Annotated in this window: 19 protein-coding genes; 11 read left to right on the top strand and 8 right to left on the bottom strand. The window is 70.4% G+C overall.

What is annotated here, in order from left to right; genetic code table 11:
- Window positions 1–73: 73 nt before the first annotated feature.
- The 4 genes from ACN6M5_RS07970 to araA all read left to right on the top strand — a co-directional run bounded on the left by ACN6M5_RS07970 (window position 74) and on the right by araA (window position 5,159).
- Window positions 74–1,102 carry a LacI family DNA-binding transcriptional regulator gene (locus ACN6M5_RS07970; protein ID WP_434949195.1) on the top strand — a complete coding sequence of 343 codons (1,029 nt, stop codon included), beginning with the start codon at window positions 74–76 and terminating at the stop codon, window positions 1,100–1,102.
- A 153-nt stretch (window positions 1,103–1,255) separates the two neighbouring features.
- Window positions 1,256–2,932 (top strand): xylulokinase, encoded by a 1,677-nt coding sequence (locus ACN6M5_RS07975; protein ID WP_434949196.1) that lies wholly within the window; start codon window positions 1,256–1,258, stop codon window positions 2,930–2,932.
- On the top strand, window positions 2,929–3,642 hold the full coding sequence (locus ACN6M5_RS07980) for an L-ribulose-5-phosphate 4-epimerase (protein WP_434949197.1): 714 nt from the start codon (window positions 2,929–2,931) through the stop codon (window positions 3,640–3,642). Before ACN6M5_RS07975 ends, ACN6M5_RS07980 begins: the two co-directional genes overlap by 4 nt.
- Window positions 3,642–5,159, top strand: coding sequence for an L-arabinose isomerase (gene araA, locus ACN6M5_RS07985; protein ID WP_434949198.1), 1,518 nt, complete (start codon window positions 3,642–3,644; stop codon window positions 5,157–5,159). The genes ACN6M5_RS07980 and araA overlap by 1 nt, the downstream gene beginning before the upstream one ends.
- A gap of 91 nt (window positions 5,160–5,250) precedes the next feature.
- On the opposite strand, the gene ACN6M5_RS07990 is transcribed toward araA, so the two are convergent.
- Window positions 5,251–7,095, bottom strand: a complete 1,845-nt coding sequence (locus tag ACN6M5_RS07990) for a glycoside hydrolase family 35 protein (RefSeq protein ID WP_434949199.1) — start codon at window positions 7,093–7,095, stop codon at window positions 5,251–5,253.
- Here ACN6M5_RS07990 and ACN6M5_RS07995 point away from each other — a divergent pair.
- Complete coding sequence (locus ACN6M5_RS07995) at window positions 7,082–7,228, top strand: hypothetical protein (protein ID WP_434949200.1); 147 nt, start codon at window positions 7,082–7,084, stop codon at window positions 7,226–7,228. The two genes, ACN6M5_RS07990 and ACN6M5_RS07995, sit on opposite strands and share 14 nt — an antisense overlap.
- Here the strand turns inward: ACN6M5_RS07995 and ACN6M5_RS08000 are convergent.
- From ACN6M5_RS08000 to ACN6M5_RS08010, 3 genes are all read right to left on the bottom strand, one after another.
- Window positions 7,215–8,561, bottom strand: a complete 1,347-nt coding sequence (locus tag ACN6M5_RS08000) for an ABC transporter substrate-binding protein (RefSeq protein ID WP_434949201.1) — start codon at window positions 8,559–8,561, stop codon at window positions 7,215–7,217. The genes ACN6M5_RS07995 and ACN6M5_RS08000 overlap by 14 nt on opposite strands.
- Before the next feature lie 107 nt (window positions 8,562–8,668).
- Window positions 8,669–9,613: a carbohydrate ABC transporter permease gene (locus ACN6M5_RS08005; RefSeq protein WP_434949202.1), complete on the bottom strand. Its 945-nt coding sequence runs from the start codon at window positions 9,611–9,613 to the stop codon at window positions 8,669–8,671.
- A complete protein-coding gene (locus ACN6M5_RS08010) occupies window positions 9,613–10,530 on the bottom strand; it encodes a carbohydrate ABC transporter permease (RefSeq protein ID WP_085371388.1) in 918 nt (305 codons plus the stop codon). The genes ACN6M5_RS08005 and ACN6M5_RS08010 overlap by 1 nt, the downstream gene beginning before the upstream one ends.
- A gap of 150 nt (window positions 10,531–10,680) precedes the next feature.
- Here ACN6M5_RS08010 and ACN6M5_RS08015 point away from each other — a divergent pair, with 150 nt between their 5' ends.
- Together ACN6M5_RS08015 and ACN6M5_RS08020 are read left to right on the top strand one after the other, a co-directional pair.
- Window positions 10,681–11,718, top strand: a complete 1,038-nt coding sequence (locus ACN6M5_RS08015) for a LacI family DNA-binding transcriptional regulator (RefSeq protein ID WP_434949204.1) — start codon at window positions 10,681–10,683, stop codon at window positions 11,716–11,718.
- A gap of 101 nt (window positions 11,719–11,819) precedes the next feature.
- Window positions 11,820–12,149, top strand: coding sequence for a YciI family protein (locus ACN6M5_RS08020; RefSeq protein WP_085371390.1), 330 nt, complete (start codon window positions 11,820–11,822; stop codon window positions 12,147–12,149).
- A 24-nt stretch (window positions 12,150–12,173) separates the two neighbouring features.
- Here ACN6M5_RS08020 and ACN6M5_RS08025 read toward each other — a convergent pair whose 3' ends face one another.
- Together ACN6M5_RS08025 and ACN6M5_RS08030 are read right to left on the bottom strand one after the other, a co-directional pair.
- A complete protein-coding gene (locus ACN6M5_RS08025; RefSeq protein WP_085371391.1) occupies window positions 12,174–12,827 on the bottom strand; it encodes a response regulator in 654 nt (217 codons plus the stop codon).
- Window positions 12,824–14,494 carry a sensor histidine kinase gene (locus tag ACN6M5_RS08030; protein WP_434949206.1) on the bottom strand — a complete coding sequence of 557 codons (1,671 nt, stop codon included), beginning with the start codon at window positions 14,492–14,494 and terminating at the stop codon, window positions 12,824–12,826. The genes ACN6M5_RS08025 and ACN6M5_RS08030 overlap by 4 nt, the downstream gene beginning before the upstream one ends.
- Window positions 14,495–14,695: 201 nt before the next feature.
- Between ACN6M5_RS08030 and ACN6M5_RS08035 the strand changes: the two genes are divergently transcribed.
- The 3 genes from ACN6M5_RS08035 (at window position 14,696) to ACN6M5_RS08045 (ending at window position 17,880) form a co-directional block, all read left to right on the top strand.
- Entirely contained in the window at window positions 14,696–16,138 is a 1,443-nt protein-coding gene (locus tag ACN6M5_RS08035; protein WP_434952353.1) for a CitMHS family transporter, read from the top strand.
- 74 nt (window positions 16,139–16,212) lie between these two features.
- The gene (locus tag ACN6M5_RS08040; RefSeq protein WP_434949208.1) at window positions 16,213–16,602 is read left to right on the top strand and encodes a PLD nuclease N-terminal domain-containing protein; all 390 of its coding nucleotides are present in this window, start codon (window positions 16,213–16,215) and stop codon (window positions 16,600–16,602) included.
- 87 nt (window positions 16,603–16,689) lie between these two features.
- Window positions 16,690–17,880 (top strand): MalY/PatB family protein, encoded by a 1,191-nt coding sequence (locus tag ACN6M5_RS08045; RefSeq protein ID WP_434949211.1) that lies wholly within the window; start codon window positions 16,690–16,692, stop codon window positions 17,878–17,880.
- Window positions 17,881–18,002: 122 nt separating this feature from the next.
- Here the strand turns inward: ACN6M5_RS08045 and ACN6M5_RS08050 are convergent, their stop codons facing one another.
- Both ACN6M5_RS08050 and ACN6M5_RS08055 read right to left on the bottom strand, forming a co-directional pair.
- Window positions 18,003–19,283, bottom strand: a complete 1,281-nt coding sequence (locus ACN6M5_RS08050) for an O-acetylhomoserine aminocarboxypropyltransferase/cysteine synthase family protein (protein ID WP_434949213.1) — start codon at window positions 19,281–19,283, stop codon at window positions 18,003–18,005.
- A gap of 118 nt (window positions 19,284–19,401) precedes the next feature.
- A complete protein-coding gene (locus tag ACN6M5_RS08055) occupies window positions 19,402–20,253 on the bottom strand; it encodes a siderophore-interacting protein (protein ID WP_434949215.1) in 852 nt (283 codons plus the stop codon).
- Window positions 20,254–20,408: 155 nt separating this feature from the next.
- Here ACN6M5_RS08055 and nhaA point away from each other — a divergent pair, with 155 nt between their 5' ends.
- Window positions 20,409–22,283 (top strand): Na+/H+ antiporter NhaA, encoded by a 1,875-nt coding sequence (gene nhaA, locus ACN6M5_RS08060; RefSeq protein ID WP_434949217.1) that lies wholly within the window; start codon window positions 20,409–20,411, stop codon window positions 22,281–22,283.
- The last annotated feature ends 23 nt before the right edge of the window (window positions 22,284–22,306 follow it).

The raw sequence follows: 22,306 nt of genomic DNA on the forward strand, positions 1-22,306 counted from the left end.
AGGTAAGGCTACACTAACCACCTTCCGAGCTTCCAGGTCCGGGGTCCCCGCTGCAGGCCATACAGTGTTCACCGTGGAGAGCAACGGCCAGAGCAGAGCGCCCGGCGTGCGCGACGTCGCCCGGGTCGCCGGAGTGTCGCGCCAGACCGTCTCGCGCGTGATGAACGAGCACCCCAGCATCCGTGACGAGACCAGGATGCGGGTGCTCGCCGCGATGGAGGAGCTGCGGTTCCGCCCCAACCGCGCCGCCAGGATGCTCACCACGGCACGCTCGATGACCATCGGCGTGCTCGCGTCCTCCGCCTCCACCCTGTTCGGACCGGCGAGCAGCATCGACGCCGTCGAGAAGGCCGCCCGCGACGCCGGATACTTCGTGACCGTCGCCCACGTCGCCGACACGACCGCGGAGGAGGTGGACGCCGCCCTCGAACACCTGGCGGCGCAGGCGGTGGACGGGATCGTGGTCGTCGCCCCCGAACGCCCGGTGGTGGATGCGCTCCGCTCGGCGGCACCCGGCGTCCCGTTCGTCACGCTGCACGGCTCGCAGGAGCCGGGAGAGGACGGCGTCGTCGTCGACCAGTTCGCCGGCGCGCGACTGGCGGTACGCCACCTGCTCGACCTCGGGCACCGGCGCATCGCCCACCTCGCCGGACCGGCCGAGTGGGAGGAAGCGGCCGCCCGCCAGCGCGGCTTCACCGCGGAGCTGGCGGTGGACGGACTGGAGGGGATCGTGACGGAGCCGGGCGACTGGACCTCCGCATCCGGAGCACGCATCGGCGCCGCGTTGTTCGACGGGTCGGGTGGAGGCGGCGTGACGGCGGTGTTCTCGTCGAACGACCAGATGGCGCTCGGGCTGCTGCACGTCCTGCGCGAGAGCGGACGCCGGGTGCCGGAGGACGTGAGCGTGATCGGCTTCGACGACATCCCGGAGGCCGCGTACTTCGCGCCGCCGCTCGCCACGGTGCGGCAGGATTTCCGCGAGCTGGGCCGCCGCTGCGTCGCCCGCCTCCTCGCCGAGATCGCGGCGGCCGCCGCACCCCCGCTCGCCGCCCCCATCGCCCCCACGCTCGTCCTCCGCGCCTCCACCGGCGCCCCCCGATAATCGAGTCCGCAGTTATGCACGCGACACGCCGCGGGGAGCGTGCATAAGTCCGGACTCGATGGCTTCGCGGGTTACCCCGGATTGACAGAGCGCGAGCGCGCGGGCGATACTGATGCAGCAATGTGACCGGTCACACTGGTGTGAGGGAGACGGATGACGGACCACGAGAACAGCCACGCGCCCGAAGCCGCGACCGGCCCAGCCACCGGCCACGCCACCGGCCACGACGCCATCGCCGCCGCCCGCACGGCCCTCGGCATCGAGTTCGGCTCGACGCGCATCAAGGCGTGCCTGGTCGACGCCGACGACCCGTCCACCGTGCTCGCCGTCGGCTCGCACGAGTGGGAGAACGAGTTCGTCGACCGCATCTGGACGTACTCCCTCGACGCCGTCCGCACCGGCCTGCAGGCCGCATACGCCGACCTCGTCGCCGACGCGGAGCGCCGCCACGGCATCCGCCCGCAGAGCTTCGGCACCATCGGCGTCTCCGCCATGATGCACGGCTACCTCCCGCTCGACGAGCACGGCGAGGCCATCGCCCCGTTCCGCACCTGGCGCAACACCACCACGGGAGCGGCCGCCGCCGAGCTCACCGAGCTGTTCGGCGTGAACATCCCGCTCCGCTGGTCCATCGCCCACCTGCACCAGGCCGTGCTCGACGCCGAGCAGCACCTTCCGCGGCTGCGTTCGCTGACCACGCTCGCCGGGTACGTGCACCGGCTGCTCACCGGGCGCTCCGTGCTCGGCGTCGGCGACGCATCCGGGATGTTCCCGATCGACTCGTCCACGAAGGGCTACGACGCCGAGCTGATCGCGCGCTACGACGCCCTCGCCGCCGACCGCCTCCCGACCGGGAGCGTCGCCGATCTGCTGCCCGAGGTGCTCGTCGCCGGTGAGCACGCGGGCGAGCTGACCGCGGAGGGCGCCGCCTACCTCGACCCGTCCGGTGAGCTGCGCCCCGGCGTCGCGTTCTGCCCGCCGGAGGGCGACGCGGGAACCGGGATGGTCGCCACGGACTCCGTCGCGCCGCGCACCGGCAACGTCAGCGCCGGCACCAGCATCTTCGCGATGGTCGTGCTGGAACGCCCGCTCGGCGGCCTGCACCACGAACTCGACCTGGTCACGACGCCCGCGGGCGATCAGGTCGCGATGGTGCACTGCAACAACGGGGCGAGCGAGCTCGCGGCGTGGGCAGGCCTGTTCGCCCGGTTCTCCGCCGCATCCGGGGCGGCCCTCGACACCGACGCCGTCTACGACACGCTGTTCCGCGAGGCGCTCGACGGCGACAGCGACGCCGGGGGAATCCTCGCGTACAACACGCTCGCCGGCGAGCCCATCGCCGGACTCACCGAGGGCCGGCCGCTCGTCGTCCGCACCCCCGAGAGCCGTTTCACCCTCGGCAACGTGGTCCGCGCCCAGCTCTACGGCGTGTTCGGGATCCTCGCACTCGGGATGCGCGTGCTCGCCGACGAGGGCGTCGCGCTCGACAGGATGTTCGCCCACGGCGGCATGTTCCGCACGGCGGGCGTCGCGCAGCGCTTCCTCGCCGGGGCACTGGATGCGCCGGTCTCCGTCTCCGAGACGGCGTCGGAGGGCGGCGCGTGGGGTATCGCGGTGCTCGCCGCGTTCACCGGTTCCTCATCGGACTCCCCCGTCGACCTCGACACCTACCTGCGCACCGCCGTCTTCGGCACCTTCGCGTTCGAGACCACCACCCCCGACCCCGACGACGTCGCCGGCTTCGCCTCCTACCTCGACCGCTACCGCTCCGGCCTCGCCATCGAGCAGGCGGCCGTCGACGCGATGCCCCTGGAAGGACCTGCAGCATGACCGACACTCCCGAGAACCCGGACACCCCCGCCGTCCGCGCCGTGCGCGAGCAGGTCTCCGCCCTGCACGCCGAACTCACCCGCAACGGCCTCGTGGTCTGGACAGGTGGGAACATCTCGGGCCGCGTCCCCGGCACCGATCTGTTCGTCATCAAGCCGAGCGGCGTCGACTACGACGACCTGTCGCCGGAGAACATGATCCTCTGCACGCTCGACGGCGACGTCGTCCCCGGCTCAGCCGGATCCGACCGCTCCCCCTCCAGCGACACCGCAGCGCACGCGTACGTCTACCGCAACATGCCCGAGGTGGGCGGCGTCGTCCACACCCACTCCACGTACGCGACGGCGTGGGCGGCGCGCGCCGAGCCCATCCCGTGCGTCATCACCGCGATGGCGGATGAGTTCGGCGGCGACATCCCGGTCGGCCCGTTCGCGATCATCGGCGACGACTCGATCGGCCGCGGCATCGTCGCGACGCTCACCGGGCACCGCTCGCGCGCCGTGCTCATGCAGAACCACGGCGTCTTCACCATCGGCAGGGATGCCCGGGATGCGGTCAAGGCCGCCGTCATGACGGAGGACGTCGCCCGCACCGTGCACATCGCCAAGCAGGGCGGCGAGCTCGTGCCCATCGCCCAGGACGCCATCGACGCCCTTTACCACCGCTACCAGAACGTCTACGGACAGAACCCGGAAGGATCCCTCAGCTGATGCCGAAGCTCTCGACCACGCTCGACCACTACGAGGTCTGGTTCCTCACCGGAAGCCAGCACCTCTACGGCCCGGAGACGCTCGCGCAGGTCGCCGAGCAGTCCCGCGCGATCGCCGACCAGCTCGCCGCCTCCAGCGACGTCCCCGTGCGCATCGTCTGGAAGCCGGTGCTCACCGACGCGGACGCCATCCGCCGCATCGCCCTGGAGGCCAACGCCGACGACGCCGTCATCGGCCTCATCGCGTGGATGCACACGTTCAGTCCGGCGAAGATGTGGATCGCCGGTCTCGACGCGCTCCGCAAGCCGCTGCTGCACTTCCACACCCAGGCGAACGTCGAGCTTCCGTGGGGCGAGATCGACTTCGACTTCATGAACCTCAACCAGGCGGCGCACGGCGACCGCGAGTTCGGCTACATCCAGTCACGGCTCGGCGTTCCGCGCACCACGATCGTCGGCCACGTGTCGAACCCGGACGTCGCATCCCGGATCGGCACGTGGATGCGCGCCGCAGCGGGCTGGGCGGCCACCCGCTCGCTCAAGCTGGCGCGCTTCGGCGACAACATGCGGTTCGTCGCCGTCACCGAGGGCGACAAGACGGAGGCGGAGCTGCGGTTCGGCGTGCAGGTGAACACCTGGGGCGTCAACGAACTGGCCGACGCCGTCGCGGCGGCCGCCGAGTCGGACATCGACGCCCTGGTCGCCGAGTACGAGGACCTCTACGACGTGGCGCCCGAACTGCGCCGCGGCGGAGAGCGCCACTCCTCCCTCCGGGACGGCGCCGCGATCGAGATCGGCCTGCGGTCGTTCCTCGAAGAGGGCGGCTTCGGCGCGTTCACCACGAGTTTCGAAGACCTCGGCGCGCTGAAGCAGCTGCCCGGTCTCGCCGTGCAGCGGCTGATGGCCGAGGGATACGGCTTCGGCGCTGAGGGCGACTGGAAGACCGCGATCCTGGTGCGCGCGGCGAACGTAATGGGAGCGGGCCTCCCCGGCGGCGCCTCCCTGATGGAGGACTACACGTACGATCTCACCCCCGGCGACGAGCGCATCCTCGGAGCGCACATGCTCGAGGTGAGCCCGGCGCTCAGCTCGACGAAGGCGACGCTCGAGGTGCATCCCCTCGGCATCGGCGGCAAGGACGACCCCGTGCGCCTCGTGTTCACCGCCGACCCCGGCCCCGCCGTGGTCGTGGCGCTCTCGGACATGCGCGACCGGTTCCGCCTGGTGGCGAACGTGGTCGAGGTGGTCGAGCCGACCGCCCCGCTCCCCCACCTGCCGGTGGGCAGGGCGGTCTGGAAGCCTGCCCCCGACTTCACGACCTCCGCCACGGCCTGGCTGGAGGCGGGCGCCGCGCACCACACGGTGATGTCGACCGCCGTCGGCCTGCAGGCGTTCGAGGACTTCGCCAGGATGGCGGAGACCGAGCTGCTGATCATCGACGAGCAGACCACGCTCCGCGGCTTCACCGAGTCGCTGCGCTGGAACGCGGCGTACTACCGCCTCGCTCGCGGCATCTAGCCGCCCACCGACCCCTGGCCGCCGGCCTGTCATCGGCGACGGCGGCCAGGTCCACCTCTGCACGGGGCCATCGGGCCCGGCGGGCCGTCGGCTAGAGGTCGAGCGGGCCGAGCGACGGGTGCGCGACGAAGCGGACCGCGGGGTCCGTTGCGATCTCGAGTTCGAGCGCGACGATGCTGTTCGTGCCTGCGCGGAGGATCGGCGCCGGGACATAGAGCGTGTACTGCGGGCCGCGCGACCAGTACCGGCCGAGGCAGAACCCGTTGATCCACACGGCGCCCTTCCCCCAGCCGCTCGTGTCGAGGTACAGGTCGGCGGGCTCGTCCAGCTCGAACGTCCCCGACGCGAACACCGGCCCGGACAGCACGTCGACGACCTCGCCGCGCACCGCGGCGAGCGCGTTCTCGATGCCGGCGACCGCCGCGGAGGAGGAGACGTCGATCGGGTCGACCGTCCATCCCGTCACCTCGCGCCCGTCGACGGCGACCGGACCGATCAGCCCCTTCGCCTCGCCGATGCGCGTGCCGTAGTCGACGCGCCCCTGATTCTCGATCAGGATGCGCAGCTCTCCGCCGCCCGGGAGCACCAGCGCGCGCTCCTTGTTCTCCCGCGCGAGTCGTCCGACGGGGACGCCGTCGAGCGTCAGCCAGGCGCGGTCGCGCACCTCGCCGACCGAGAGCACCGAGCCGGCGTGGGCGTCGATGGATGCGCGGTATGACGCGAACGGACCGTAGTGGCCGAGCGCATCCATCGTCGGAGGCTGCTCGGCGTCCACGGAGCCGGAGAAGACGGCGCGGACGGCGTCGAGCGGCAGCGCCGCGTCAAACGCGCTCGTCCCGACGGGCGCAGCACCGGAGGCGACGGGTACCTCGTCCGGAATCGGCGCGTGCCGGGCGATCGTCTCCCGGAACGCCCAGTACTTCGCCGTGGGGTTGCCCGCCTCGTCGAGCGGGGCGTCGTAGTCGTAGCTCGTGACGATCGGCGTGTAGTGGCCCTTGTGGTTGGCCCCGTTGGTGAAGCCGAAGTTCGTTCCGCCGTGCACGACGTAGAGGTTCACCGAGGCGCCGGCCGCGAGCAGCGCATCCAGTTCGGCCGCCGAGTCCTCCGGCGCGGTGATGTGGTGGTACTCGCCCCACTGGTCGAACCAGCCGTTCCAGAACTCGGAGCACATCAGCGGTCCGGTCGGCTGGTGCTCGCGCAGGGTGGCGAGGCGGTCGACGGCACGCGAGCCGAACGACGCCGTGCGGTGCAGCTCCGGCAGGGAGCCGTTCTCGAGCATCGTGGGCTGCGGCTGGTCGACCGTGGTCAGCGGCACGACGATCCCGGATGCACGGGTCACGTCGACGAGCGCCCTCAGGTAGTCCTTGTCGTCGCCGTACGCGCCGTACTCGTTCTCGATCTGCACGAGCACGACGGGGCCGCCCTCGTCGATCTGCCGCGGGGCGACGATCGCGTAGACCTCGCGCAGGTAGCGCGTGACGGCCGCGAGGTAGCGCGGCTCGCTGCGGCGGATGCCGACGCCGGGCTCCGCGGTCAGCCAGGCCGGCAGGCCGCCGTTGACCCACTCGGCGCAGATGTACGGGCCCGGCCGCACGATGGCCCGCATCCCTTCGGCGGCGACGGCGTCGAGGAACGCGCCCAGGTCGAGGCCGTCCTCGGCCGTCCAGGTGCCTTCGACGGGCTCGTGCAGGTTCCACGGTACGTAGGTCTCGATGGTGTTCAGCCCCATCAGCCTGGCCTTGTGGATGCGGTCGGCCCACAGCCCGGGGTGCACGCGGAAGTAGTGCAGCGCGCCGGAGATCACCTGGAACGGTTCGCCGTCGAGCAGGAAGTCACGCTCGCCGATCTCGAACCGGGCAGGCCGCTCCGCCGTGGCGGTCCCTGTCTCCCGGGTGCCCGTGTCCCGGATGTCGGTGTCTGCTGTGCCCGTAGCCATCGGTGCCGTCGTCTCCATCGTGTCGTCCGCGCCCGCCGGGGCGCCCGTGTTCGTGCTGTTCCGTGGCTGCGGCCGGCCGCGCTGGGCGACCGGCCGCATCCACTGTCGTGCTGTGCTGCTTACTTGCCTGTGACGGTGAAGCCCTGCTGGTTGCCGTAGTCGACCAGCGACTTCTGCCAGGCCTGCAGGCCCGCGTTCAGATCGCTGTTGTTCGAGTACGCCTGACCGACCGTGTCGCCGTAGATGCTGTTCGCGTAGACCTGGAACGGCAGGTACTGCCAGCCGGTCGAGACGTTCTTCGCACCGTCGACGAGCACCTCGTTGATCTTCTGGCCGCCGAAGTAGTCGGGCGCAGAGGCGAGGAAGTCGCTCGCTTCGAGGTCCTTCGTGGTCGACGGGAAGCCGCCGGACTGCAGGAAGACCTTGATCGACTCCGGGCTGTTGTTCAGCCACTTGAGGAAGCCGGCGGCGAGCGCCGGGTTCTTGCTCTGCTTGAGCACGACCTGGCCGCCTCCGCCGTTCTCGGCGTTGGCCGGGGTGCCGTCGTAGGTCGGGACCGGAGCCACGCGCCACTGGCCGGAGCCGTCCTTCACCGACGACTCGAGCACGCCGGGCATCCAGGCGCCGGTGACGAGGGTGGCGATGGAGCCGTTGCCGAGGGCCTTGAACCAGTCGTCGCTCCAGCCGGGGACGGAGGAGAGCAGCTTGTTCTCGACGAGCTTGTTCCAGGTGCCCGTCCACTTCTTGGTGCCGTCGTCCTGGAGGTTGATCGACACCTTGGTGCCGTCGACCTGGAACGGACGCCCGCCGGCCTGCCAGATCATGCTGGTGGTGAAGCCGGAGTCACCCGAGTCACTGGTGATGTACTTGGTCGGGTCTGCCGCGTGCAGCTTGGTGGCGGCATCCACGTACTCGTCCCAGGTCTTCGGGACGGCGATGCCGTACTTGTCGAAGACCGTCTTGTTATAGAACATGGCCATGGGGCCGGAGTCCTGCGGGAGGCCGACGAGCTCGCCGCCGACGTTCACGGAGCCCCACGGGCCGGGCGTGTAGTCGCTCTTCAACTTGTCGAAGCCGTACTGCTTGAGGTCGACGAGGGCCTTGCCGAGCGCGAACTGCGGGATGGCGTAGTACTCGACCTGGGCGACATCCGGGGCGCCGGAGCCCGCCTTGATGGCGTTCTGCAGCTTGGTGTACTCGGTGGTGTTCGTGCCGGCGTTGACCAGCTTGACCTTCACCTTCGGGTACTGCTTCTCGAACGCGGCGACCTGGGCCTCTGCCGACGGGGTCCACGACCAGTACGTGATCGTGCCGCCCTCCTTCAGTGCCGCCTCGATGTCGGAGGAGCTGCCTCCGGATGCTGCGGTGCCGCCGGAGCAGGCGGCGAGCGACGCGCCGATCACGGCGCTGACGGCGATGGCCGTCGCGACGCGTCGAAGCACCGACGAACGCGAGATGCGCTTCATGGTGTTCCTTTCACTTCATTCACTTCATTCACTTCATCGGGATGAGGGTGTGTGCTGGGCAGGACGCCCGTGGGAGGGGTGGTGCGGGTGCAAGCAGCGGTCTCCCGTCACTGCTTGACGCTTCCGGCGCTCAACCCCGACTGCCAGAACCGCTGCAGGAAGAGGAAGGCGATGACGATGGGCACGATGGTGAGCAGCGAGCCCGTGATGACGAGGTTGTAGATCGGCTGCGCGCCGACGCCGATGGCCTGCGCGCTCCACTGGCCGAGGCCGACGGTGAGCGGGTACCACTGCGGGTCGCTCAGCATGATCAGCGGCAGGAAGTAGTTGTTCCAGGTGGCGACGATCGCGAACAGCAGCACCGTGACGATGCCGGGGGCGAGCAGCCGCAGCGAGATGGTGAAGAAGGTGCGGAACTCGCCCGCGCCGTCCATCCTGGCCGCTTCGAGCAGCTCGGTCGGGATGGCCTCCGACGCGTACGTCCAGACCAGGTAGAGGCCGAACGGGCTGACCAGCGACGGCAGGATGACCGCCCACGGCGTGTTCGTCAGGCCCACCTGGCTGAACATGAGGAAGGTCGGGACGGCGAGGGCCGTTCCCGGCACCGCGATGGCACCGAGGACGATGGCGAACACCGCGCGCTTGCCGGGGAAGTTGTACTTCGCGAGCCCGTATCCCGCGACGGTCGCCAGCAGGGTCGCGCCGCCGGCGCCCACCACCACGTAGAGCAGGGTGTTGCCGAACCACTGCAGGAAGATCCCGTTGCGGTAGGTGAGGGTGTCCGCGATGTTCTGGAACAGCGAGAACCCGTTGCCGAACCAGAGGCCGAACGAGGAGAACAGCTCCGGCTGGGTCTTGGTGGCGTTCACGATCAGCCAGACCAGCGGGACGATCGAGTAGATCGTGAAGATCACCATGACGATGGTGAGCACGATCGACCGGCGCTGCCGCGGGTTGCGGCGGGCGGCGCCCGACGATCCGGATGCACGGGATGCTCGGGATGCGCGCCGCGCCGGGGTGCGGCCCTCGCGCTCGGGGGCGATGGCGACCATCAGGCGTTCTCCTTCCTCGAGCCGCGCAACTGCACGACGTAGGCGATGACTGCGGTGAGCACGCCCATGACGATCGCGACGGTGGCCGCGTAGTTGAATTGCTGACCGGCGAACGAGAGGTTGTATGCGTACATGTTCGGGGTGAAGTAGCTGGAGATGGCGTTCGGCGCCAGCGGCTTCAGCAGGTTCGGCTCGTTGAAGAGCTGGAAGCTGCCGATGATCGAGAAGATCGTGGCGATCACGATGGCGCCGCGCACGGCCGGGATCTTGATGCTGAACACCGTGCGGAACGCTCCGGCGCCGTCGATCTCGGCCGCCTCGTACAGCTCGCCCGGGATGACTTTGAGGGCCGCGTAAAAGATGAGCATGTTGTAGCCCATGAACTCCCAGGTGACGATGTTGCCGATGGAGCCGAGGATCCACGAGCCGCTCAGCGGGGCGAAGCTGGTGCCGAGCAGGTCGTTGAGGCTTGCGGTGAGGCCGAACTGGTCGCCGTAGATGAAGCCCCAGATGAGGGCGGCGACGACGCCGGGCACCGCGTACGGCAGGAAGATCGCGATGCGAAAGAAGCCGGCGCCGTGGAGGCGGGCGCTGTCCAGGGCCAGTGCCGCCGTGAGGGAGAGCACCAGCATGATCGGCACCTGCACCACCAGGAACACGGTGACGCGACCGAGCGACTCCCAGAACTTCGCGTCGGTGAAGACGGCGATGTAGTTCTCCAGGCCGACGAAGGCGTTACCTCCGATCAGCTGCTGCCGGAACAGGCTGAGGTAGATCGCGTAGATCACCGGCGCGACGATCATGGCCGCGAACACGATCAGGAACGGGGCTACGAACGCCCAGCCGCGCCAGTCGCGACGGTGGCGTCGGCGCGGCGCGCTGAGGGCTGCGCTACGGGGTGCGGACGTCGTTGTCAATGTGGTCTTCCTTGTCGTCACGCCGATGTTTACGTCAACATCAGCGGGGCTACACTAGCATGTTGACGTCAACATGGCGCAAGTCCGAGTTCCGGATCTGCCAGAGTTGGCTCAGCAGACGACACACACCTTCACGGAAAGGGCGGCGCGATGACCGAGCCGAACAGCGCACGCACCCGCGCCAGACGGGGGCCATCGCTCGCCGACGTCGCCGGTCACGCCGGAGTGTCCACGCAGACCGTCTCCCGCGTCGCCAACGGGCTCACGAACGTCGAGCCAGCCACCCGCGACCGCGTCCTCACCTCGATGCAGGCGCTCGGCTACCGCCCGAACCGCGCGGCCAGGGCGCTGCGCTCCGGTCACTTCCGCAGCATCGGCGTGGTGATGTTCACGCTGTCGTCGTACGGCAACATGCGCACCCTCGACGCCATCGCCGTCTCGGCCGCCCGCGCCGGATACTCGATCAACCTCGTTCCGGTCGAGCACCCCACCCAGCAGGATGTGTCCGTCGCCTTCTCCCGGCTGCTCGAACAGGCGGTCGACGGCATCATCATCGTCATCGAGGCGCACATCGTCGACCGCGCGGACGTGGAACTGCCACCCGGCCTCTCCGTGGTGGTCATCGACTCGACGGCCCGCGCGGACTACCCGCAGGTCGACACCGATCAGGCGCAGGGCGCCAGGCTCGCCACCGAGCACCTGCTCGCGCTCGGCCACGAGACGGTCTGGCACGTCTCCGGCCCGGCAGACTCGTACTCCGCCACCCGCCGTGAGCAGTCCTGGCGGTCCGTGCTCGAAGCCGCCGGCCGTCCGGTGCCGGAACCGATGCCGGGAGACTGGTCGACGACCGCCGGATACGAGCACGGCAAGACCATCGCAGCGCATCCGGAGATCACGGCCGTCTTCGCCGCCAACGACCAGATGGCGCTCGGCGTGCTGCGCGCCCTGCACGAGAACGGCCGCCGCGTTCCGGAGGACGTGAGCGTCGTCGGCTTCGACGACATGGCGGAGTCCGACTCGTTCTGGCCGCCGCTGACCACGGTGCACCAGGAGTTCGAGGCGACGGGTCACCGTGCCGTCGAGCTGCTCATCGCCGAGATCGAATCCCGCCCGGAGCCCGCGGCGGCCACCGTCCTTCCGACCCGGCTCGTGGTGCGCGCATCCACCGGTCCGGCACCGCAGCGCTGAGTCGAATCCGGCCCGCGAACTTTTTTCGCTGCAGAATGTCGATCAGCGGGTGTCCTCGTTCGACGTGGGGGTGAAGCGTTCGCGAAGCGAAAGGATGAACGATGAAGTACATGATGTTCGTGGTCACCGACTCCAGCCCAGACACCGAGTCGGACGAATCGGATGTGAACCTCTGGGTCGACGAGCTCGACGCCAGCGGGAAGCGCGTGATCGGCGAGGTGCTCGAGCCTCCGGCGAAGTCCACGGTCGTGCGGGTGCGCGACGGGAAGCGTCACGTCACAGACGGGCCGTTCGCGGAGACCAAGGAGTGGATCTGCGGTTTCGACATCCTCGAGTGCGAGAGCCTCGACGAGGCCATCGAGATCGCCGCCAAGCACCCGATGGCGCGCAACGGCCAGCTGGAGATCCGGCCGTTCATGACCTGGGAGTAGCGGGCAGGAGGTAGCCGCAGGGGGTCACGCGCGGCGGTAGCGGTGCTCCGGACGACCGGTGGTGCCGTAGCGCAGGGCGACCTCGACCAGTCCGCGGGCGGCGAGCGCGGCGAGATAGCGCTGCGCCGTCGCCCGCGACACCCCGGTCGCCGCCGCGACGTCCGCGGCCGTCACCTCTCCGCCGTCGAGCTGCGCGAGCACCAGCTGCTCCGTGGCCGACCGCGACGACGACGCCGCTCCGGTGTCGCCGGAGTGCAGGATGCGCAGCGCCCGCTCGACCGCCTCCTGATCTGCTCCCCTGTCGTCGCGCAGCACGTTGCGGTAGCGCAGGTACGCATCCAGCCGGTCGGAGAGCAGGCGGGCGTCGAATGGCTTGATCAGGTAGGTCAGCGCGCCGGAGCGCAGGGCGCGCCGGATGGTCGCGCCGTCCGTCGCCGCGCTGATGACGAACGCATCCACGTCGAGTTCGGCGAGGAGCGCCAGGCCGTCGCCGTCCGGCAGGTAGACGTCGAGCAGCACGAGGTCCGGCGCGTTGTCGCGCACGACGGCGCGGGCCTCCCTGGCGGTGTGGACGGGATCCAGGGCCGCGAAACCGGGACGAGAGGCGACGACGTCGCTGTGCAACCCCGCCACGTGGAAGTCGTCGTCGACGACGAGGACCCGGATGTCGTCGCTCACGGGCGACCCCCTTCCGTTGCGGTGCCGACCGGCTCCGGATGCATCGTGCCCGGCAGCCGCGCGCAGAGCACGGCGCCGCCGGCGTCGCCGCCCGCGTCGACCAGCCACACGTCGCCTCCGCGGCGCCGCGCGATGTCGCGGCACAGCGGCAGGCCGAACCCGTGGCCGTGCACCGCGTCCGCTCCCGCGCGCTCCCGGTCGTCCCCACGCTCGAACAGCGCGGAGGGGTCGGCAACCCCCGCACCGGAGTCCGCGACCGTCAGGAACAGGTCTGTCCCGTCGTCGAGCAGCTCCACCTCCACCCAGCGCGGCTCCTCGCCGTCGACGGCGGCGCTGATGGCGTTGTCGATCAGGTTGCCGAGCACGGTCGCCACGTCCTCCGGCTCCGCGACGGCGCCGGTCACGAGAGTCTCCGCGCCCAGCGTCAGCAGCACGCCGCGCTCCGCCGCCTCGATGCCCTTCGCCCCGAGCAGCGCCTGCAGGTACGGCTCCTGGATGCGGTCGGCGTGCTCGACAGGGAACTTCAGCGGCCCCCGTGCCACCACGTCGGCGAGGTAGCTGCGCGCATCCGGCACCCGGTCGGCGTCGATCAGCCCGGCGACCACGTGCAGCCGGTTCGCGAACTCGTGCCGCTGCGCGCGCAGCGCGTTCGTCATCGTCGCGACGGCGTCGAGTCGCCTGGCGAGCGCGTCGAGGTCCGTGCGGTCGCGCAGCACGGCCACGGTTCCGAGGTCGTGGCCGTCGCGCTCGACACGGCGCACATCCACGTAGACGACGCGTCCGTCCGCCACGAAGACGTCCTGCGCGGCCTCCCCCGTCGCTCCTCCCGCGTCCGCGAGCAGCCGCGCGAGCGGGGCGGGCAGACCGAGCTCCCGCGCGGGCGACCCGACGGGATGCGTCAGCCCGAGCATCCGGGCGGCGCGCTCGTTGCAGACGCTCACTTCGCCGCCGGGCGTCAGCGCGAGCACGCCCTCTCCGACGCCGTCGAGCACGGCGGCCTGGTCCTGCACGAGGACGGCCAGCTCCTCCGGCTGCAATCCGATGGTCAGCCTGGTCAGCCTCCTGCGGATCAGCACGGACGCGACGACGCCGATCGCGAGCGCCACCACCGCCGTCACCGCGATCCCGCCGAGCAGCCCAGGCAGCTCGGTGAACACGCTCGCCCGTGCGAACCCGACGCTGACCTCGCCCACCGGGGCACCGCTGCCGCCGCCCGGCGCGTACACCGGCACCTTCGCCCGCGCCGACTCCCCGAGCGTCCCGGTCTCCCAGGAGACCGTCTCCCGCCCGGCGACCGCGTCCTCGAAGCTCGTGCTCACCCGCTCGCCCAGCCTGCTCTCGTCCGGATGCGCGAGCCGGATGCCGTGGTCGTCGGTGATCACGACGAACAGGGCTCCGGTGCGCGTCCGCACAGCCTCGGCGAGCGGCTGCAACGGACCGGCCGCCACCGCAGCGTGCGTCGGCGTTCCCGGGGCCTCGCTGAATTCGGCCACCGACGCGCGCACCTCCACGTCCTCCGCGACGGTCCGCGCGATGGCGAGCGCCGACGACTCGGCCTCCCGCTGCAGCTGCTGCACGCCGAGCACGGTGAACACCCCGGCGCTCACCGCGACGACGGCGGACACCGTGGCCAGCTGGAGGAGCAGCACATGGCTGGCGAACCGCATCCCGAGACTCCTTCGTGTCCCACCCAGGGTAGGCGTCAGTACCGCCCGCCGCCGAATGAGCAGAATGCGCAGAACCCGGAGAATGCGCAGATCGTTCCGGAACGCGCGATACCCGGCCGCTCGGCGCATCCCCTCGTAGCGTGACACCGTCCCATCCGCTACGACAAAGGAGTCGGCGTGCTCGTCATCCTCGGATTCGCCATGATCCTCACCTTCATGGCGCTCATCATGACCAAACGGCTGACGCCGATGGTCGCCCTCATCCTCGTGCCGACCATCTTCGGGCTGTTCGCCGGGGCGGGCCTCGGGCTCGGCGACATGATCCTCAAGGCCATCGGCGACCTCGCGCCGACCGCTGCGCTACTGATGTTCGCGATCATGTTCTTCGGCATCATGATCGACGTCGGGCTGTTCGATCCGCTCATCCGGTTCATCGTCCGGTTCCTCGGAAACGACCCGGCCAAGGTGGTCATCGGCACGGCAGTGCTCGCCGGAGCCGTCTCGCTCGACGGCGACGGGTCGACCACGTTCATCATCACCACCTCGGCGATGCTGCCGATCTACCTCAGACTCGGGATGAGCCCTGTCGTGCTCACCTGTGTCGCCGGCCTGGTCAACGGCACCCTGAACATCGTCCCGTGGGGAGGCCCGACCGCCCGGGCGGCGTCGGCGCTCAACGTCTCCCCGACGGACATCTTCGTGCCCATGCTCCCTTCGCTCGGCGTCGGCCTGGTCGTGGCGTTCACGCTGGTCTGGATGCTCGGCCTCGGCGAGCGCCGCCGGCTCGGCACGCTGGCCCTCGCGACCCCGATGCTGCGGGAGACGGAGACGGTCGGCGCCGGCAGCGCATCCACCGGCCGGTTCTCGCTGTTCCAGGGCGGGCGGCTGGTCCGTGGAACGCAGGCTGCTCCCGGCGCGCGCGGCTCGGTCGACACCACCGGCATCGTCACGGTGTCCGGCGCGAAGCCCGACCGCGGGGACACCGCGATGGCCGACACCATGCTCGACCCGAACCGCGCCACCCTCCGTCCGCGCCTCATCTGGGTGAACCTCGCCCTCACGCTCATCGTGATGGTGCTGCTCGTGCTCGACGTGCTGCCGCTGGCGTACATCTTCATGGTCGGCACCGCGCTCGCCCTGGTGATCAACTTCCCGAAGCTGCGCAGCCAGGCGGACGAGATCGTCGCGCACGCCCCGAGCATCGTCGGCGTCGTGTCGATGGTCCTCGCCGCCGGGGTGCTCGTCGGAGTGCTGAACGGCACGGGCATGGTGACCGCGATGGCCAACTGGGTGGTGGATGTGGTCCCCGCGTCGATGGGACCGTTCCTCGCCGTCATCACCGGCCTGCTCTCGATCCCGATGACGTTCTTCATGTCGAACGACGCGTTCTACTTCGGCATCCTGCCGATCCTGTCCGAGACGGCGGCTACATACGGCATCAGCCCGGTGGAGATGGCCAGGGCGTCGATCATCGGCCAGCCCGTCCACCTGCAGAGCCCGCTGGTGCCCGCGATCCTGCTGCTGGTGTCCCTGGCGAACGTCAACCTCGGCGACCACCACAAGAAGGTCCTCTGGCGTGCACTCGTGGTGTCGCTGGTGATGCTCACGGTCGGCGTCGTGCTCGGCGCCATCCCGTTCGGCTGACCGGCGCGGCGAGCGCGGGCGGCGAGCGCGGGCAGCATGGTCAGGGGACACAGCGTTCCCATAGGATCGGGGCCATGCTGCTCGTTCCGCTGCTCGCGCTCACGCTGTTCGTCTTCGCCCTGGTGGACATCATCCTGCGTCCGTCCGACCAGGTGCGGCACCTGCCGAAGCTGGCCTGGGTGTTCATCGTGATCCTGCTTCCGCTGATCGGCAGCATCCTGTGGTTCGCGCTCGGGCGCGAGTACGCCGAGCGCGCTCCCCGTCCGCAGCGCCCGGTCGTCGTGCGCGAGGAGCAGCGGGCGCCGCAGCAGCAGAGCAGCCACCGCACGCGCGCGCTCAGCACGGAGGAGCAGCTCGCCGCCGTCGAGGAGGAGATCGCGTACCACCAGCGGCAGGAGCGCATCCGGCAGCTGGAGCAGGAGGTCAGGGCGCGCCGCGACACCTCCGGGGATGCCGCCGTCTGACGCGGATTCCGGGCGGCGCTCGCCCGGATTGTTTCAGTTTTCGACAGCCCGTTGGCGCTCGGAGCCGCAGCCGAGGACAGTTGTCCCATGAGTGGCATTCACGCGCGACCCCTCGCCGACCTGCGCGAACGCAGGACCAGCATCAAGTGGCACCGGTTCCCCGCCGATGTGCTTCCGATGTCGGTGGCCGAGATGGATTTCGAGATCGCGCCCTCCGTCGCTCAGACCGCGATCGACCACCTGCTGCGCTCCGACACCGGCTACCTCGACTCCCCCGGTCCGCTGGCCGCGGCCTTCGCCGGGTTTGCCTCCGCCGCGTGGGGCTGGCAGGTCGACGAGTCCCGAGTGCACCTGGCCACGGACGTGACCGTCGGAGTGCTCGAGACGCTCCGCCTTGCGGTGCCGAGCGTCGGCGGCCGCGTCGTGCTCACCCCTCCCGTCTACGCGCCGTTCTACGAGATGGTCGGGGAGGCCCGTGCGGAAGCGGTCGACGTCCCGCTGCGCGAAGATGCGGGATGGTCGCTCGACCTTCCGGCCATCGAGCGCGCGTTCGCCACCGGGGTGGATGCGTTCCTCCTCTGCAACCCGCACAACCCCACCGGCCGTTCGCACAGCAGGGAGAGCCTGCGCGAGCTCGCGCGCCTCGCCGCCGAGTACGACGTGCTCGTGGTGAGCGACGAGGTGCACGCTCCGCTCGCGCATCCCGGTTCCCCGTTCACGCCGTTCGCCGTCGCGTGTACCGGGGCGGGGGTCCGTTCCGTCACGGTGACCTCCGCCAGCAAAGGCTGGAACCTCGCAGCCCTCAAGTGCGCCGTCGCCGTCGCGAACGACGCAGACTCCGCCGCGATGCTCACCCGGTTCCCCGAAGAGCTCGCCGCACGCACCAGCATCATCGGCCTCCACGCCAACATCGCCGCGTACGAGGCGCAGACCTGGCTGCACCAGACCGTCGACCGGATCACGGACAACTACCGGCTGCTGGTCGGCGAGCTGAGCATCCACCTGCCGGAGGTCCGGGTGGTCGAACCGGACGCCGGCTATCTGGTCTGGCTCGACCTCCGCGCTCTCGGCCTCGGCGACGACCCCGCCGCCACCCTCCTCGCCGACGCCCGCGTCGCCCTCAACTCGGGCCCGACCTTCGGCACGGGCGGCCACGGCTTCGCCCGGATGAACATCGCCTGCGACCCGGCCACCATCTCCGAGGCGGTCCGCCGCATCGCGGCCACCGTCCGCGCCCGGGCCGCTTCCCGCCCCCACGCCCCCGCCATCCCGGCCTGACCCACCCGCACACCCCACGCCTGCACGCGGCCCGTCCGCACCAGCGGAGAAACGACCCCCGCCAGCGCCGGATCTCCGTCCGAACGGACCCCCGAGCGGCGTGTCGCCGAACTTCTCCGCCGCTACCCCCCGGCGGCGACCAGCCCGCGCTCCAGGTCGGCGATCACGTCCCTGGCGCTCTCCAGCCCGATCGACAGCCGCACCAGTCCAGGCGTGATCCCCGCATCCCGTCGTTCCTGCTCGGTCAGCTTGGCGTGGATCGTGCTGCCCAGGTGGATCGCGAGCGTGCGGACGTCGCCGATGTGCGTCATCGGCGTGACCAGTTCGAGCGCGTCGATGAACCGCCGCGCCGCCTCCCTGCCACCCGCCAGGTCGATGCTGACGATCGACCCGGGACCGAGAGGAAGATACTTCTGCGCCCGCTCGTGGAACGGGTCGCCCGGCAGCCCCGGATAGTGCACCGCCGCCAGCTCGGGACGCCCGGCCAGCCACTCCGCGATCTCCTGCGCGTTCCGGATGTGCTTGTCCATCCGCAGCGACAGCGTCTCGATCCCGTGCAGCAGCAGGAACGTGCTGGTCGGCGGCACCGTCGGCCCGTACTCGAGCACCGTCACCGTGCGCAGGTAGCCGAGGTATGCGCCGGCCCCGAAGCGCTCGACGTACGACGGGACGCCCGGCCGCGGCTCATCCACCAGGTGCGGGAACCGGTCGGCGTTGGCCGCCCAGTCGAACGTCCCCCCGTCGATCACGGCCCCGCCGATCACCGCCCCGTGCCCCGCCAGCCACTTGGAGGTGGAGTGGATCACGATGTCGGCGCCCCACTCGATCGGGCGACAGAGATATGGCGTCGCCACCGTGCTGTCCACCACGAGCGGGATGCCGGCCCGGTGGGCGATCCCGGCCAGCCGCTCCAGGTCGACCACCTGGTTCAGCGGGTTCGGGATGGTCTCGGTGTACACCGCCCTCGTGCGGTCGGTGATCCGCGACGCCCACTCCGCCTCGTCGGCGTCGTCGGCGACGTACTCGACCTCCAGCCCCTGGCGCTGCAGGGCGCCGCGGAACATCTCCCGGGTCCCCTCGTACAGCGACGACGTGGCCAGGATGTGGTCTCCGGCACGAGCGAGCGAGAACAGCGCGGCCGCGATGGCCGCCTGCCCGCTGGCCACGACGATCCCGTCGACCCCGCCCTCCAGGTCGGCCAGCCGTCGCCCCGCCACCTGATTGGTGGGGTTCTCGTTGCGCGAATACGCCCGCATCGTGCTGCGACCGGCAAACCGCTCCTCTCCGTCGTCGAAGTCGGAGAACACGTACCCGGCGGTCTGGTAGATCGGGGTCACCCGCGCGCTGGTCTGCGCGTCCACGACCGCGCCGGCGTGGATCTGCCTGGTCTCGAAGTCAGCCATGCAGCAACTGTACGAATCCCGGCGTGGATGCGCGCACCCTCGCGCAACATTCGGTCGTACGCGGCAGTGCGCCCGCTCGGTGCCGCCCGCTCAGTCCGGGTCGCTCAGTCCGGGTCGCTCAGTCCGGGTCGCTCGGGTCCACCGGCGCGTGGTGGTCGAGCGCGACGACGCCGCGCTTCCAGTACCCGCTCGCCGAGACCTGCTCCGCCGGCATCCCCAGCTCCCTCCGCAGGTAGCGCCGCAACGGGATGAGCGCCCCGGCCTCCCCCGCCAGGAACACGTACGTGTCGCCGCCGATCGGCCCCAGCTCCCGCAGCGCCGTCTCGACAGTGGATGCGCCACCAGCGCCACTACCGCCGGCGCCACTGCCGCTCAGCCACCGCGCATCCACGCGCTCCGCCACTTCCGCCGGCAGATACCCGGACACGCTCTCGTCCGCCACGAAGAACAGCGCCGTCACGGGAACAGCAGGGTCGACAGCGGCCAGCCACCGGCTCGCCGCGGGCAGCGCCGTCTCGTCGGCGACCAGGATCAGCCTCCCGACGCCCTCCGGCGCGAGCTGCGATCCGCGCGGGCCGCCGATGGCGACCACGTCTCCGGGCGTCGCACGTGCCGCCCACGCCGACGCCGGCCCTTCGTCGCCGTGCAGCACGAAGTCGATGTCCAGTTCGGCCGCGTTCCCGTCGGCCGCCGCCCGGAACGCGAGCGGCGTGTAGTCGCGCGCGATCGGCGTCCCGTGCTCCGGCGGCTCGATGCCGTCCGGCGTCACGGTCGGCACCACGAGCATCCCGGACTGCTGGTCGGGGAAGAACACCTTCACGTGGTCGGCCGGCCCTGCGCTCGTGAACCCATCCAGGTCTTTGCCGCTGAAGGTGACGCGCACGATCGTCGGCACGATCCTGCTCACACGGCGGACGGTGACGTGACGCACGGCGAATTCGTGCCGCAGGCGCTGACGAGCGAAAGGCATTTCCGGGAACTCCAGTCGACGGGGGGCGAACTGTTGATGAGGCCAACCTAACGTAGCCGATCCGGGTCGCACGGCAGGCCACCCCGAGCAGCGGCGAGCACCCCCGATTCCGCCGAAAACCCCACAAACCCTCTCCGGCGCGCCAGAATATTGGGATGACCCGACTGACCGTCATCGAGCGGTCGCCCGACCCCGACCTGCCACAGTCCGGCGGCCGCCGGCCCTCCATCGCCGAGCGCATCCGGAACCTGGGGCAGAACAGGATCGGCGCGCTCCTGCTGCTCATCGCGACCGTCGCCGCGATCGTGTGGGCGAACATCGCCGCCTCGTCGTACGAGGCGTTCTGGGAGACCCACTTCACCGTCGGCGTCCAGGATGTGCACCTCGATTTCACGCTGCACGCCCTCGTCAACGACGCCCTGATGGCGATCTTCTTCTTCACGGTCGGACTCGAAGTGCGCCGCGAGTTCGCCATCGGCGAGCTGACCAGCTGGTCGCGCGCCGTGATCCCGGTCGTGGCCGCCGTCGCCGGCCTGGTGGTGCCTGCACTGCTGTTCGTCCTGATCAGTTCCGGCTCGGGGCAGGAGCATGCCTGGGGAGTCGTGATCTCCACCGACACCGCGTTCCTGGTCGGCGCGCTCGCGCTGATCGGGCCGCGTGCGCCGGGGCGTCTCCGGGTGTTCCTGCTGGCCCTGGCGGTCGTCGACGACATCGGAGCGCTCAGCATCATCGCGCTCGTCTACACCGAGAACTTCAACCCCGTGCCGCTGATCGTCGCGGCCGTCTGCCTCGTCGGGGTCTTCTTCACGCGCTACCTGCGCGGCGGCCGGGGGCCGGTGTATGCGACCCTCGCGATCATCGTGTGGTTCTCGTTCCTCGCCTCCGGCGTGCATCCCACCCTCGCCGGCGTCGCCATCGCGCTGCTCGTGCCGGTGTACCGGCCGAACCGGCGGGACGTCGAGCACGCCCTCGACCTCGCGCGCACGTTCCGCCAGTCGCCGAACACCGAGTACGCGCGGGCGGCCGCGAACAGCCTGCGGGAGTCGATCTCGATCAACGAGCGCCTCCAGTCCGCGTACGCGCCCTATGTCGCCTACGTGATCCTCCCCCTCTTCGCGCTCGCGAACGCCGGGGTGCAGCTGAGCCCGGACATCCTGGCCGCCGCCGTCACGTCCCCGGTGAGCTGGGGCATCCTGGCCGGCCTGGTCGCCGGGAAGTTCCTCGGCGTGTTCGGGTCGAGTGCTCTGATGCGCGTCTTCCGGATCGGCGATTTCGGCGCAGGGCTGTCGCTGGACCGCGTCGCGGGCGGTGCAGCGCTGTGCGGCATCGGGTTCACCATCTCGCTGTTCATCATCGACCTCGCGATCGACGACCCCGCCGTGCAGAACGAGGCGCGCGTCGCCGTGCTGACCGCCTCCGTCGTCGCGTTCCTGCTGGCCGCCCTGATCTTCCGGATCTCGGATGCGCGCCACCCGGGCAAGGAGAGCGGCCGCTTTCTCGCGCGCCCCGTCGACCCGCGCCGCGACCACATCTACGGCCGCGAGGACGCCAGGTACACGCTGGTCGAGTACGGCGACTTCCAGTGCGGCTTCTGCTTGAAGGCCACCGGCTCGGTCGAGGAGGTCCGGCGTGAGATCGGCGACGACCTGCGCTACGTCTGGCGGCACGCCCCTCTCAGCCACTACCACCCCAACGCCCAGGCCGCGGCGGAGGCGTCGGAGGCTGCGGCGCTCCAGGGCCGCTTCTTCGACTTCGAGCGCAGCCTGTTCGCCGACCAGGAGCACCAGCTGCCCTCCGACATCGTGCGACGGGCTCAGGAGCTCGGTCTCGACGTCGAACGATTCGAGGCCGACCTCAACTCCGCCGAGGTCGCCGCCCGCGTCCGCGACGACATGCTCGACGCCGAGGCGATGGACATCACGGCCGTCCCGACCTTCTTCGTCAACGGCCGCCGCCACGTGGGCCCGTTCGACGCCCAGTCCCTGATCCGCGCCCTGGAGGCGACAGCACCGGATGCGCGCACCCGGTAGCGGCGAACCCGGCCCGCGGGGAC

Source organism: Leifsonia araucanica (assembly GCF_051161895.1).
Classification (GTDB): Bacteria; Actinomycetota; Actinomycetes; order Actinomycetales; family Microbacteriaceae; genus Leifsonia.

Bases quoted from the DNA above. Each gene is read 5' to 3' on its own strand.
- ACN6M5_RS07975 (WP_434949196.1), top strand. From the start codon at position 1,256: ATGACGGACCACGAGAACAGCCACGCGCCCGAAGCCGCGACCGGCCCA.
- ACN6M5_RS07980 (WP_434949197.1), top strand. From the start codon at position 2,929: ATGACCGACACTCCCGAGAACCCGGACACCCCCGCCGTCCGCGCCGTG.
- araA (WP_434949198.1), top strand. From the start codon at position 3,642: ATGCCGAAGCTCTCGACCACGCTCGACCACTACGAGGTCTGGTTCCTC.
- ACN6M5_RS07990 (WP_434949199.1), bottom strand. From the start codon at position 7,095: ATGGCTACGGGCACAGCAGACACCGACATCCGGGACACGGGCACCCGG.
- ACN6M5_RS08000 (WP_434949201.1), bottom strand. From the start codon at position 8,561: ATGAAGCGCATCTCGCGTTCGTCGGTGCTTCGACGCGTCGCGACGGCC.
- ACN6M5_RS08005 (WP_434949202.1), bottom strand. From the start codon at position 9,613: ATGGTCGCCATCGCCCCCGAGCGCGAGGGCCGCACCCCGGCGCGGCGC.
- ACN6M5_RS08015 (WP_434949204.1), top strand. From the start codon at position 10,681: ATGACCGAGCCGAACAGCGCACGCACCCGCGCCAGACGGGGGCCATCG.
- ACN6M5_RS08020 (WP_085371390.1), top strand. From the start codon at position 11,820: ATGAAGTACATGATGTTCGTGGTCACCGACTCCAGCCCAGACACCGAG.
- ACN6M5_RS08030 (WP_434949206.1), bottom strand. From the start codon at position 14,494: ATGCGGTTCGCCAGCCATGTGCTGCTCCTCCAGCTGGCCACGGTGTCC.
- ACN6M5_RS08035 (WP_434952353.1), top strand. From the start codon at position 14,696: ATGATCCTCACCTTCATGGCGCTCATCATGACCAAACGGCTGACGCCG.
- ACN6M5_RS08040 (WP_434949208.1), top strand. From the start codon at position 16,213: ATGCTGCTCGTTCCGCTGCTCGCGCTCACGCTGTTCGTCTTCGCCCTG.
- ACN6M5_RS08045 (WP_434949211.1), top strand. From the start codon at position 16,690: ATGAGTGGCATTCACGCGCGACCCCTCGCCGACCTGCGCGAACGCAGG.
- ACN6M5_RS08050 (WP_434949213.1), bottom strand. From the start codon at position 19,283: ATGGCTGACTTCGAGACCAGGCAGATCCACGCCGGCGCGGTCGTGGAC.
- ACN6M5_RS08055 (WP_434949215.1), bottom strand. From the start codon at position 20,253: ATGCCTTTCGCTCGTCAGCGCCTGCGGCACGAATTCGCCGTGCGTCAC.
- nhaA (WP_434949217.1), top strand. From the start codon at position 20,409: ATGACCCGACTGACCGTCATCGAGCGGTCGCCCGACCCCGACCTGCCA.